The sequence below is a fragment of the Thalassotalea profundi genome (assembly GCF_014653195.1).
Taxonomy (GTDB): domain Bacteria; phylum Pseudomonadota; class Gammaproteobacteria; order Enterobacterales; family Alteromonadaceae; genus Thalassotalea_B; species Thalassotalea_B profundi.
In genome coordinates this window covers 14,030-26,710 of record NZ_BNAH01000011.1, presented here as the reverse complement: position 1 = coordinate 26,710, position 12,681 = coordinate 14,030, and the positions used below count along the sequence as shown (strand labels likewise).

Annotated in this window: 13 protein-coding genes; 11 read left to right on the top strand and 2 right to left on the bottom strand. The window is 36.8% G+C overall.

What is annotated here, in order from left to right; translation table 11 throughout:
* The first annotated feature begins 128 nt into the window (after nt 1-128).
* Both IE155_RS13310 and IE155_RS13305 read left to right on the top strand, forming a co-directional pair.
* A complete protein-coding gene (locus IE155_RS13310) occupies nt 129-1,700 on the top strand; it encodes a serine hydrolase (RefSeq protein WP_189378739.1) in 1,572 nt (523 codons plus the stop codon).
* A 72-nt stretch (nt 1,701-1,772) separates the two neighbouring features.
* On the top strand, nt 1,773-2,294 hold the full coding sequence (locus tag IE155_RS13305; RefSeq protein ID WP_229817309.1) for a GNAT family N-acetyltransferase: 522 nt from the start codon (nt 1,773-1,775) through the stop codon (nt 2,292-2,294).
* Here IE155_RS13305 and rsmD read toward each other — a convergent pair.
* Nucleotides 2,291-2,890: a 16S rRNA (guanine(966)-N(2))-methyltransferase RsmD gene (gene rsmD / locus IE155_RS13300; protein ID WP_189378737.1), complete on the bottom strand. Its 600-nt coding sequence runs from the start codon at nt 2,888-2,890 to the stop codon at nt 2,291-2,293. The genes IE155_RS13305 and rsmD overlap by 4 nt on opposite strands.
* Nucleotides 2,891-3,154: 264 nt before the next feature.
* On the opposite strand from rsmD, the gene ftsY reads away from it, so the two are divergent.
* From ftsY to IE155_RS13270, 6 genes are all read left to right on the top strand, one after another.
* Entirely contained in the window at nt 3,155-4,207 is a 1,053-nt protein-coding gene (gene ftsY, locus IE155_RS13295) for a signal recognition particle-docking protein FtsY (protein WP_506054834.1), read from the top strand.
* Between the two features lie 24 nt (nt 4,208-4,231).
* Nucleotides 4,232-4,930, top strand: a complete 699-nt coding sequence (gene ftsE, locus IE155_RS13290; RefSeq protein WP_189378736.1) for a cell division ATP-binding protein FtsE — start codon at nt 4,232-4,234, stop codon at nt 4,928-4,930.
* On the top strand, nt 4,923-5,891 hold the full coding sequence (gene ftsX, locus IE155_RS13285; RefSeq protein ID WP_189378735.1) for a permease-like cell division protein FtsX: 969 nt from the start codon (nt 4,923-4,925) through the stop codon (nt 5,889-5,891). Before ftsE ends, ftsX begins: the two co-directional genes overlap by 8 nt.
* 227 nt (nt 5,892-6,118) lie before the next feature.
* Entirely contained in the window at nt 6,119-6,982 is an 864-nt protein-coding gene (gene rpoH / locus IE155_RS13280; protein ID WP_189378734.1) for an RNA polymerase sigma factor RpoH, read from the top strand.
* Nucleotides 6,983-7,216: 234 nt separating this feature from the next.
* Nucleotides 7,217-9,838: a bifunctional diguanylate cyclase/phosphodiesterase gene (locus IE155_RS13275; RefSeq protein WP_189378733.1), complete on the top strand. Its 2,622-nt coding sequence runs from the start codon at nt 7,217-7,219 to the stop codon at nt 9,836-9,838.
* A 31-nt stretch (nt 9,839-9,869) separates the two neighbouring features.
* A complete protein-coding gene (locus IE155_RS13270; protein WP_189378732.1) occupies nt 9,870-10,142 on the top strand; it encodes a putative quinol monooxygenase in 273 nt (90 codons plus the stop codon).
* Between the two features lie 41 nt (nt 10,143-10,183).
* Here the strand turns inward: IE155_RS13270 and IE155_RS13265 are convergent, their stop codons facing one another.
* Nucleotides 10,184-11,281 carry a hypothetical protein gene (locus IE155_RS13265; protein WP_189378731.1) on the bottom strand — a complete coding sequence of 366 codons (1,098 nt, stop codon included), beginning with the start codon at nt 11,279-11,281 and terminating at the stop codon, nt 10,184-10,186.
* 45 nt (nt 11,282-11,326) lie between these two features.
* On the opposite strand from IE155_RS13265, the gene tatA reads away from it, so the two are divergent.
* The 3 genes from tatA to tatC are packed head-to-tail and all read left to right on the top strand — an operon-like array spanning nt 11,327 to nt 12,651.
* Complete coding sequence (gene tatA / locus IE155_RS13260; protein ID WP_189378730.1) at nt 11,327-11,548, top strand: Sec-independent protein translocase subunit TatA; 222 nt, start codon at nt 11,327-11,329, stop codon at nt 11,546-11,548.
* Nucleotides 11,549-11,551: 3 nt separating this feature from the next.
* Nucleotides 11,552-11,896 carry a Sec-independent protein translocase protein TatB gene (gene tatB / locus IE155_RS13255; RefSeq protein ID WP_189378729.1) on the top strand — a complete coding sequence of 115 codons (345 nt, stop codon included), beginning with the start codon at nt 11,552-11,554 and terminating at the stop codon, nt 11,894-11,896.
* On the top strand, nt 11,896-12,651 hold the full coding sequence (gene tatC / locus IE155_RS13250) for a twin-arginine translocase subunit TatC (protein ID WP_189378728.1): 756 nt from the start codon (nt 11,896-11,898) through the stop codon (nt 12,649-12,651). Before tatB ends, tatC begins: the two co-directional genes overlap by 1 nt.
* Nucleotides 12,652-12,681: the final 30 nt, after the last annotated feature.

The window sequence follows — 12,681 nt, the reverse complement described above, 5'->3', positions numbered from 1 at the left end:
ATTAATTTTCGACTTAATGTATTTTTTACCTGACTTAGTAAACTTAATTAATGCTGTTTTGGGTAAATGATAACTTCTTAGATCATGTTCATTTATAACATACAAAAGCATAAAAATTAGGAACCTCAATGAAACCCACTCATTTAATTGTTGCCAGTATTTTATGGTCTATAGCAATATTTGTTAATGCAGGCCCTAGTGATACCAAATTAGAGACGATAAAAGAAACGGTTACACGCACTATGAGCACATTTCAAGTGCCAGGTGTGGCCGTTGCTATAGTAAAAGATGGAGAACTTATACTCAATCAAGGCTTTGGTGTTATAGAGCATGGTAAAGATCTGAAAGTTAATGCAGATACTTTGTTTGGTGTCGCTTCTAATACTAAAGCGATGACCGCGGCATTAATTGCACAACTTGTTGATCAAGGTAAGTTGACTTGGCGTACCCGTGTAATCGATATAATTCCTGAATTTCAAATGCCTGATGCCTATGTCACTCGTGAATTCACTATTATCGACTTGCTGTCACACAATAGTGGTTTAGGTTTAGGTGCTGGCGATTTGATGATCTGGCCGGAAACAAGCCATACCATGGCAGAGATAATAAAAGGGATTAAATATTTGCCCGAAGCAAGTAGTTTTCGCAGTGAATTTGCTTACGACAATTTAATGTATATTTTGGCTGGCGAGATAATTGCGCGTATTACCGGTAAATCATGGCAAGAAAATATTACTGAAAATATATTTAAACCGTTAGCAATGAACAATACTAAAGCTAAGTTTTCTTTAATTGATAAAAGCAATACAAATGTTGCTCGTGCACATGTGCCACTTAACGGGAAATTAAATGTTGTGGGTGGTAATTTCCTTGAAAAGTTTTCATCAGCAGGCTCAGTGGCTTCAAGTGTAAATGATATGAGTAAATGGATCACAGCGATGTTGAATCAAGGGGCTTATGCTAAAGCTGAACATAAAGAAAAACGTTTATTTAGTGCCACGCAAAGCGCTGAATTATGGCAAGCACGTACCTTATTACCTGTATCTGCGTTAGCAACTGAAAGAGATAAAACACACTTTCTTGCGTATGGACTAGGTTGGTTTATGAAAGACTACCATGGTGTTAAATTGGTTTATCACACAGGAGGTATTTTAGGAATGGTATCTAAAGTTGTTTTAGTACCTGAAGAAAACCTAGGTATGGTCATTTTGACTAATCAACAATCAGGGTATGCTTTTAATGCAATTGCAGATCAAATTTTAAATGAGTATCTGAATCTGCCTAAAAAAGATTGGGTAGCACATTATCAAGTAAGTAGAGATAAACGTTTAGCTCAAGAAAGTAAGCGTTTAGCTGACGCCAAGGCAAATATTGACGAAAATTCAAAGCCTTCGTTACCTCTTGAAGACTATGCACAGCTTTATCAAGATGATTGGTACGGTGATATAGCCATTGAGGAAGTAGATGGTCAGCTTTATATGAGCTTTACTAAAACCCTCGAATTGAGAGGCACCTTAGAGCACTATCAACATAATACGTTTATTGTTCGTTGGGATGATCGTACTTTAGAAGCGGATGCTTTTGTAAATTTCAATTTAGATGTCGATGGGTCTATTAACTACGTAACAATGAAAGCTGTTTCTAACTTAACAGATTTTAGCTTTGACTTTCATGATCTTAAATTAACACCTAAAAAGTAAGCCGTTGTTGCAATAAATGGCTTGGTTTTTTCCAAGCCATTTTATCAATTTACAGTAAATTATGAGGGAAAAATGATGATGATTGTTTGCCAAACACCAAGACTGGTTATAAGACGGTTTTCTCATCAAGATGCTGAATTTATTGTAAAATTACTTAATGAGCCTTCTTTTATCGAAAATATTACCGATAAAGGAGTACGCTCGGTTGCAGATGCAATTGAGTACTTAAATGCAGGGCCAATAATGAGCTATAAAACACATGGCTTTGGACTGTACGCAGTTGAACTCATTGAAAATAATATGTTGATTGGAATGTGTGGCTTATTAAAAAGGCCTGAATTAACATTGCCTGATATTGGCTATGCATACTTACCAGCGTTCTGGCGTAAAGGCTATGCTAAGGAAGCCGTAAATGCCGTACTAGAATATGCACAACAGCAGCTTAAAATAGATAAAATTGCCGCGGTTACTAGCCTTAATAATATTAGCTCTATTGGTTTACTTGAAAGCATAGGATTTAAACAATTAAAAACAATGCAATTGTATGAAAATGAGCCTAAATGCCGCTATTTTGAGTTATTGAGCAAAATTTAGGTTGCTTGATATAAACGGTAAGCAACCTGTCCTGCTATCTTTTCTTTTAACAAATCCCAATTTTCAGGGAGTGATAAAGCCGTTCCGCTACTTTCTACTTCTAAATAAATTAATGCATTTTTATTAAGCCAACCATTATTAACTAGGGAGCAAGCTTCTTCTGCTAGTCCCTGATGAAATGGCGGGTCAATAAAAACAATATCGTAATTCATAGGTGCTGGTTGAGCTAAATATTGAAGTGAATTGGTATTTATCACATTAAGGTTTTGAGCATTAAGTAATTTTTTATTGTCGTTCAGTTGCTTTGCGGCAGATCTGTCTAATTCTATTAACGTGACATTACTAGCGCCGCGTGACAAGGCTTCAAAACCTAAACTGCCAGCACCAGCAAAACAATCTAAACAATTACTGGCATTTATATACGGCATTAACCAATTGAACAACGTTTCTTTGACTCTATCTGTTGTGGGTCTTAGCCCTTCGGCCATTAATACGGGAAGCTTTCGCCCTCGATACTTACCCGAAATGATACGAATAGCTCCGATTTTAGTTTGGTTTTTGCTTGATTTTGTTTGCTGTTTTTTGGCTTTGTGCATTTGCTAAAGGCTTTTGTTTTTTGTCGGCATTTTAGGTGTTACTATATAAGTAATTCTATCCTTGTTTACCGCGCAATTACTATCATTAATCTGCGCAAATAAAAGAAATTGTGAGTATGTCAAAAAAGAAAGGTATGTTTTCTTGGTTAGGTTTAGGTGGCCAAAAAGAAAAAACTAAAGAGCAAACAGCTGATGAATCATTAATTGAAGAGCCATCTCAATCTATTGAAAATATAGAAATAGTTGAGAAAAAATCACCTCAAGATGATGACTTCNGAGCCAGAGCCAGAGCCAGAGCCAGAGCCAGAGCCAGAGCCAGAGCCAGAGCCAGAGCCAGAGCCAGAGCCAGAGCCAGAGCCAGAGCCAGAGCCAGAGCCAGAGCCAGAGCCCAAAAAAGGCTTTTTCTCTCGCCTAAAGCAAGGGTTAAGTAAAACTCGCCAGAATTTAGGTGGCGGCTTATTTGATCTTTTTCGTGACAAAAAAATAGATGACGAGCTATTTGAAGAATTAGAAACGCATTTGCTTTTAGCTGATGTCGGTGTCGAAACAACGACAAAAATTATTAATTCTTTAACGCAATCAGCTTCGCGTAATCAACTAAAAAATGCTGAGGCGTTATATGACTTACTGAAAAGTGAGCTGAAACAAGTCATTGAACCTGTTAGTGCACCATTAGAAATAACACAGAGCCAAACTCCTTTTGTTATCTTAATGGTTGGTGTTAATGGTGTAGGTAAAACCACAACGATTGGTAAATTAGCAAAACAATACCAAAGTGAAGGTAAATCAGTAATGCTTGCCGCAGGTGATACCTTTAGAGCGGCAGCAGTAGAACAGTTACAGGTTTGGGGTGAGCGTAACAACATTCCTGTTATTGCTCAGCATACAGGGGCCGATAGTGCTTCTGTAATTTTTGATGCAATAAGTGCCGCTAAAGCACGTGGGATAGACGTACTAATTGCAGATACCGCTGGTCGGTTACAAAATAAAGGCCACTTAATGGAAGAGCTGAAAAAAGTGGTTAGAGTGATGAAAAAACAAGATGAAAATGCACCGCATGAAATCATGTTAACACTCGATGCAGGAACAGGCCAAAATGCTTTAAGTCAAACTCAACTATTTAATGAAGCTGTAGGTTTGACTGGATTAACACTAACCAAGTTAGATGGAACCGCTAAAGGTGGAGTTGTTTTTGCTATTGCAGATAAGTATGGTATCCCCATTCGATATTTAGGTGTGGGTGAAGGTATTGATGATTTACGTCCATTTAATGGTGATGATTTTATCGATGCTTTATTTAGTGATGAACATAAATAGTGATAAAGGTATTCTAATTAACTTATGATCCGTTTTAATAATGTGAGTAAAGCCTATTCAGGTGGTGTAATCGCTCTGAACAATGTTAGCTTTAGTCTTGCTGCAGGGGAAATGGCTTTCCTTACTGGGCATTCAGGTGCAGGTAAAAGTACATTATTAAAGCTGATGAGTTTAATGGAAACATCGACTAGCGGCAGTATTCACATTAATGGAAAAAGTTTATCCGAAGTAACATACCCACAAATACCCTATGTGCGTCGTGGGATAGGCATGATTTTTCAAAATCATAACTTACTAATGGATCGTACGGTATTTGATAATGTCGCCTTACCCTTAATTATTGAAGGTTATAGTCACAAAGAAACTAAAAAGCGTGTTGAGGCAGCACTTGATAAAGTACATTTAGGTAATAAATTAAAAAGTTTCCCGAGTATGCTTTCAGGTGGTGAACAACAACGCGTTGGAATTGCTCGTGCTATAGTGAATAAACCCCCTATTTTACTGGCCGATGAACCTACGGGTAACTTGGACCCTAAATTATCATTAGAAATTATTCGTTTATTTGAGGAGTTTAATGATATGGGGGTGGCCGTTTTAATTGCTACGCATGACTTAGGCCTAATTGCACGATTACGGTATCGTACATTAACCTTAAAGCAAGGCAGTATGATTAATGACGGCTTGATTGAAGGCATGCGTACTCCAGGTGGTGATTATGTTTAATCATCCAGAGCAAAAATTAAAGCGAAGTCTTATTGATAAGGTATTCGGTCGTATCACACGTCATATACAGCAGGCGGTTGGTAGTTTAGGTGACCTTTGGCGTACTCCGTTTACTTCAATGATGACCATTCTTGTCTTGGGCATTAGTTTAACATTGCCAGCAACGTTACATGTCTTTGTAAAAAATGCGAATAGTATCTCAGAGCATTGGGGCTCCGCGTCTGAAATTAGTTTATTTTTAAAACTGTCGGTAACCGATAAAGAGGCTCAACAGTTAGTACAGCGGCTACGCCTGTATCCAGAAATTAATCATGTGGAATATATCTCTGCAGAAGAGGCCCTGAAAGAGTTCAGAGCCTTGTCCGGTTTTGGTGAAGCCTTAAATTATCTTGATAAAAACCCATTACCTGCCACTGTTTTAGTGACGCCAACTGAACGCTCTAGCCAAGTCTTAGCCGCTGAAGAGTTATTACAAAAAATAGTGAAAGAACGAGAGGTAGAACAAGGAAAACTTGATTTAGAATGGCTTACACGCTTAGAAGCTATCACTAAACTAATAGAAAATGTTGTTTTTGGGTTAGGTATTTTATTATGTCTATCGGTGGTGCTTATTATTGGCAACACCATTCGATTAGCGATACTTAATCAAAAAGAGGCAATAGCTGTTATGAAATTAGTAGGGGCAACCGATGCCTTTATTCAGAGACCTTTCCTTTATGCTGGAGTTTGGTATGGCATTTTAGGAGGCTTAATTGCAAGTTTATCAGTAACACTTCTGGCCTATTACTTTTCAGGGGCCATCATTGAACTTACTGAGCTATACCAAAGTAATTTCGAATTAGAGAGTTTGAACTTTAATGAATTAATTCTGCTTATCGCCATGGCTATTTTACTTGGTTTAGCTGGTAGCTACATCTCGGTAAGAAAGCATATTCGGGCTATTGAACCAACAGCGGACTGATTATTTTATTGCGTCATTAAATATTCATATTTTGTTGCAATTACCCCTAAAAACTTGTTTCTTCAAGTAAATCTTGCTCATATAATTATTTACATTAAAAAAATAAAATAAAAAATGAAAGCAGAGGTTGTTTAGCCCTTTCTACTAGGGTAAGGTTTGCCATCAAAGTTCGTGAAGTATAAAAATTTATGTTATAATCATGAGCAGATATAAAGAGGAGTTTTTAGATGAGTAATACAATGCAATCGATGGCGCTTACGGTTCCACAAAGCGGCAGCATTGAAGCATATATGCAATCGGCTTATAGCATTCCAATGCTTTCTGCTGAACGTGAGCATGAGCTTGCTACTCGTTTATACGAAGAAGACGACCTAAGCTCAGCACAAGAGTTGATTATGTCGCATTTACGCTTTGTTATACATGTAGCGAAAGGTTATGCCGGTTATGGTTTACCACAAGCGGATCTTATCCAAGAAGGTAATGTTGGCTTAATGAAGGCTGTAAAACGTTTTAACCCTGAAGTGGGTGTGCGTCTTGTTTCATTTGCTGTACATTGGATAAAAGCAGAAATTCATGAATATGTTTTAAGAAATTGGCGTATTGTTAAAGTTGCAACAACCAAAGCACAGCGTAAATTATTTTTTAATTTACGTAAAAATAAAAAGCGTTTAGGTTGGTTTAGCAATGAAGAAGTGAGCACAGTAGCTGAGTCGTTAGGTGTTAGTGAGAAAGATGTACTTGAGATGGAGTCACGAATGACAAACCAAGATCAAGCATTTGAACTTTCTTCTGATGATGATGATAACGCTAGTGCAAGTAACTTTTCTCCGGCACAATACTTAGAAGATAAACAATCTGATATCGCCATAGATATTGAAGATCAGAATTGGGAGTCTCATGCCAATCAACAACTAGCGAATGCGATGATAAGTTTAGATGATCGTAGCCAAGATATTATTAAAACACGCTGGTTAGATGACGAAAAGAGTACGTTACAAGAGCTCGCAAATAAATATGATATTTCTGCAGAGCGTGTACGCCAGTTAGAGAAAAATGCCCTTAATAAATTGAAAGGGGTGATTGCTGTTTAGTTAATCATTAATTAAATTTGAACACTAAATAAAATGCCAGCACTTGCTGGCATTTTTATTGTAAATAGACAGACAAACGCCTCTTATACCCTTACCAGTCTCACTTTGTTTACAGTTGATTTATTATCACCTGAAAAGTTGACTGTTTATTGTGCAAAAGTACTGGATAACTGTTTATATTTTGTTAGACTACGGGCACAAAAATAACAATACATAATAAATGGTTTAGCCTTAATGGAAGTAAGGGCAAAAAATGATACTCAAGCGATAAGGCAGTTGCCGAAGCTTAAATCATTACTAAAAAAGTATAGAGAAGTTAAAACAATGCAATCGGGATTGCTGCAACTGTCTGAATTAGCCAGTACAGTAACCGATATGGATTCGTTTTACCCTGCCTTAAATGCGGTAATAGAAAATTTATTTATCACTGACGCTTTCCATATCGCCCTTCTCAATCAATCAAGAAAGTTAACGCTTACTTACTGTAATAGTACTGAAAACTCAAGGTTGGTTGAGCAAATTGATTCTCAAAATTGGCATCAAACCTTAACAGGGATTGTGTTTGAAAATGCTGAAGCTATGCATTGCAGCTCTGCTGAGCGTATGGCCTTAGCTAAGGCAGGAAAAATTGTACTTTATGGTTCAGCTTGTGTTGACTGGTTAGGAGTGCCACTGAAACGCGGGCATCAGGTTATTGGTGTTATTGCCCTGCAGAGCTATGACAGTAAACTTTATTTTGATGACCGGGATTGCCAATTACTTGAATTTATTGGTGAACATATAGTCACGGCAATAGACAGAGTAACTAGTCGAGAACTATTAGAACAAAATATTAGGCAGCGTACACAAAAATTAACTGAAACTAACCACCGTTTACAGCTTGAAATTGCAGAGCGTCAGAAAGTGGTTAAGGTACATAAAGCATTACTGGCAATTTCAGAATTAACAGCAATGTCGGAAGATATTAACCTGTTTTACCGCACTATTCATGGTCAAATAGAAACGTTATTACCGGCAAAAAATTTATATATTGCTTTGTTATCTGAAAAAGGTGACATGGTACATTTTACTTATTATCACGATGAAAAAATTGCTCACCCTCAGCCCCGTCGATTTGCAACAGGTTTAACAGAACTAGCAGTAAAAACAGGGAAACCCTTATTAATTAGCCAAGGGAAAATACATACACTAGGCGATGATGGCGAGTTTGAGCAACAAGCGTTTAATTTAAAATATCCCCTTGAAAAACTACCTAAAGCTTGGTTGGGTGCGCCGCTAATTGATCGTGGAAAAATAATTGGCGTGTTAGCGATACAACATTATCATGACTCAGAGGCTTATCAACTAAGCGACTTGAAAATTATCCGCTTTGTTGGTCAGCACATTGCTACCGCTATTCTTCGTAAAACGGCACAAGATAATATTCAACGTAGTAAGTCTGAATTAGAAAAGATTGTTAGTCAGCGCACAGAAGAGCTTCAAGCAAGTAATTTAAATTTGCGTATGCAAATAGAGGAACGGAAAAAAGCAGAAGAACAGCTTTATTATGAAGCGCATCATGATGCCCTTACTAAATTACCTAATCGAGCCATGTTTTCAGACCGATTAGCATTTGCGCAACGTCATTTAAAGCGTCATCCAAATAATCGCTTTGCGGTGCTTTTTATTGATTTAGATCGGTTTAAAATAATTAATGATACGTTAGGACACCTTGCGGGCGATAACTTTTTAATTGAAATAGCAAATCGATTATCAGAATGTGTTCGTGATAATGATATTTTAGCGCGCTTGGGTGGAGATGAATTTGTTATTTTACTCGATTCGTTGCAATCTCAAGATGACGTCGAAGAAGTTGCTAGCCGTATTATTAATGCGGTAAGTAAGCCGTTTGAATTGGACGGTCACTGTTTATATTCTAATGCGAGCATTGGAATTGCCCTTTGTAGTCAACACTATAAAGACTCGAATGAAATATTGCGTGATGCTGATGCCGCAATGTATCAAGCTAAAAGCTTAGGCCGTGGTCGTTATGTGTTTTTTGATGAAAGTATGCGGGAGCAATTAATTGCCAGTATGACCTTAGAGCAGGAATTACGTATTGCAATTAAAGAAGAGCAGTTTGAGCTACATTATCAGCAAATTTCAGATTTAATGCTTACGAATACTATTGGCTTTGAAGCTTTATTACGCTGGAAGCATCCAACAAAAGGTATTCTCACCCCTAGTGAGTTTCTATATATGGCGGAAGAAACCGGCATGATATTAGATATAGAAACATGGGTTATTTCACAAGTGTGCTCTCAACTTAAAAGTTGGCTTGATGATGAAGATGAACATCAAAATGCATTTATTGGTGTGAATCTCTCTGGCCGACATTTAACACAAGCTAATCAATTGAATAAGTTAATTGGGTTAATTAAAGATCATACTGTAGAGCCAGAGCGATTAATTTTAGAGTTTAATGAATCAGCATTTAGCAAAAATAATGAGTTAGCGCTTAAAGGCTTACGTAAATTAAAAGAACTTGGGGTTAAGTTGGCACTTGATGACTATGGTGCAGGTCAATCATCATTTAACTTTTTACATAATTATCCATTTGAGTTTATTAAACTAGATCGCAGTTTTATTCGTACGCTAAATGGCAATGATAAGAATCTTTCTTTAGTAAAAGCGCTACATGAGTTAGGCGGCAAGTTCGGTTATCGTTTAGTCGCAGAAGGAATAGAGTCGGAAGAGGTTTTACAGAAATTGATGACAGTTGGTTGTGATTTTGGACAGGGGTATCATATTAGTCGTCCTGAGAAGATTGTTAATAAGAGCAATGTTCAGCAACTTAAACCGCAAGCGAGGGCTTAACAAGCTGGGCGTATAGTAAATAGAGGCATCAATGGCAATTTTAGTCACAGGCAAGTTGATATTAAAACCTGACTCACGTAATGAGTTTATTGAAAAATCAATTCCCGCTATATTATTAGCGCGACAAAATAGCGCATGTGAGGACTTTTCTGTCTCAGCTGATCCAGTTGATGAAAACCGTGTGAATATCTTTGAAAAATGGACATCTAAAAATGCGTTGGAAGTATTTAGGAATACAGGTCCCGAAAGTGATGTATTTTCGTTAGTAGAAGTCTTTAATATTGATGAATATGAAGTGACTTAACTTAAATATAAAGCGAAGGCATGTTAATTTAAAAATTCGGATTAGTTTTTATAGAAAAAACCCTCAACGCGTAAAGCAATTCCCGGTATGGTGTGATAATTATCTTCTTCTGGCCATTCAACAAAAGGTTCTACTTCAAAATATAACCATTCTTTATAAGCATTAAACCGGTATCGATAACTTAAAGTGTATTTATCAACAATAAAGCCACGCTCACCATTTCGTTCTCCTTCAACCTGTAAGCCCAATAATGACGCAGTGGTATTGTTTATTTGATTAAGTTTATACACCCCATGTTTCCAGCGAACACCACTAAACGATTGAGAAACATGAGTACTATAGTTAAATCTTAATTGAGATTTTTTAGAAAGCTGATAGTCGTATTCTAATAACAATTTACTGCCCCAGCCATCTTGAAGAAAATAGTAAATAGAAGGCTCTATTTTAAGGCTATGATTATCTTCACCTGTATAGCGTTTAACAAATCGAAAGCGTGTAAAAATATCCCCACCGGAAATGCCCAAACGAGTATCTGTATATTGCTGACTATTTTTAATATGTACATAGCGTACCGCTGCAGCAAAGTGCTCTTTCTCTGTTTGAGGTTGAGTGTTCATACTTTCAAGCGGAAGCTGATTTTGAGAGTCTTCGTCATCATCCGATAACACAAGATCCATTTTATTACTAAAATGCGGAAGATTAACTTTAATACGAAAGCGCGCCTTAAATTCTTGTAAGTCTCTTGCCTTAGGTGCCCACTCTAAGCGAATTCTTGCATTAGTACTGGGTTTTTGTTGTTGGCAATCTTGATCAGTAAAAAAATTGTCAAACCATACAGCAGATTGATAAACACCATTTGACACTGAGTTATGAAATGTTTCTACCCATTGTTTCTTTTCTGGTGTTTTTTGTCCTTTATTTTCTTGTTTGAGCTCTTGTTGATTTGTTTGTGCTAAATTGTGGTTATTTTGTTCAAAGGATGCATCTTCATGCATAAATAGGCAATCTGCACGTACAGCGGTACATAAGCTAACAAATAAAAGCGTAAAAATTGTAATTTTTATGAGGCGACTATGAAGCAGATCAATCAATCTCACAATGTCCTTATCTTTTAATACGGTAAGTGATGCTTTTTTCAAACAAAACTTTATAATGAACGTACTTAGATTATAGGAGTTTTTTCGATGGGCGGAATAGGTATTTGGCAATTATTAATTGTTGCCGTCATTATAGTGTTGTTATTTGGAACAAAAAAACTACGCAACTTAGGCAGTGACTTAGGCAGTGCAGTGAAAGGGTTCAAAAATTCGATTAGTGATGAGAACGAAAAATCAGCAGCGATTGATGAAAAAAAATCAGTAGAAGAGAAAGTTGCTTCAACTACTGAAGAAAAAGATAAAGTTTAATTTATGTTTGATATTGGCTTTTGGGAGCTATTATTAATTGCAATAATTGGTCTTATTGTTTTAGGTCCTGAGAGATTGCCTGTTGCAATACGAACTGTTCGTGGATGGATAGGTAATGTTAGACGCTTTAGTGATAGTGTAAAAAATGAATTGAATGAAGAATTACGCATTCAAGAACTTCATGCAAACCTAAAAAAAGCAGAACAAGTCAACATGGAAAATTTGTCTCCTGAAGTAGCAGAATCGGTGAAGTCGTTAAAAGAAGCGGCGGAACAAGTAACCAAACCGTATATGAAAACAACGGAAACAACCACTGCCAATACAATTGAAAATAAAGAAAATAATTAATGACACAAGCAACACATACTTTATTTGATCATTTACTTGAGTTGCGTTCACGTCTGTTAAAAGCCGTGCTCTCTGTTTTAGTTATTTTCTGTTCAATGATCTACTTTGCTAATGATATCTATGAATATGTTTCAGAGCCTTTGTTAGCAACCATGCCAGAGGGTGGGCAGATGATAGCAACCGATGTTGCCTCATCATTTTTTGCCCCCTTTAAGTTAACGATCGTTTTAGCTATATTTCTTGCAATGCCTTTTATTCTATATCAGGTTTGGTCTTTTATTGCTCCTGGGCTCTATCGAAAAGAAAAACGCTTAGTTGCGCCGTTGATGTTTGGCAGTACCTTTCTGTTTTATGCTGGTATTGCTTTTAGCTATTTTGTGGTATTTCCTTTAATTTTTTCATTTTTTACCTCTGTCGCACCCCAAGGTGTTTCCATTGCAACTGACATTTCAAGTTATCTAGATTTTGTTTTAAAATTGTTTTTTGCTTTTGGTATCGCTTTTGAAATCCCAATTGCCATTATTTTAATGTGTTGGACAGGGTTTACTGATCCGAAAAGCTTAAAAGCAAAACGGCCTTATATCGTTGTGGGCGCTTTCGTTATAGGCATGTTATTAACTCCCCCCGATATAATTTCACAAACGTTATTAGCGATACCTATGCTAATTTTGTTTGAAGTAGGTGTATTTATTGCTTCAATGAATTTTGGGGAAAAAGAAACTGACGATATTGATGATACTGATACGGCAAATTAAGTTTTATCGATAACCGGAATCGTCTTAAAT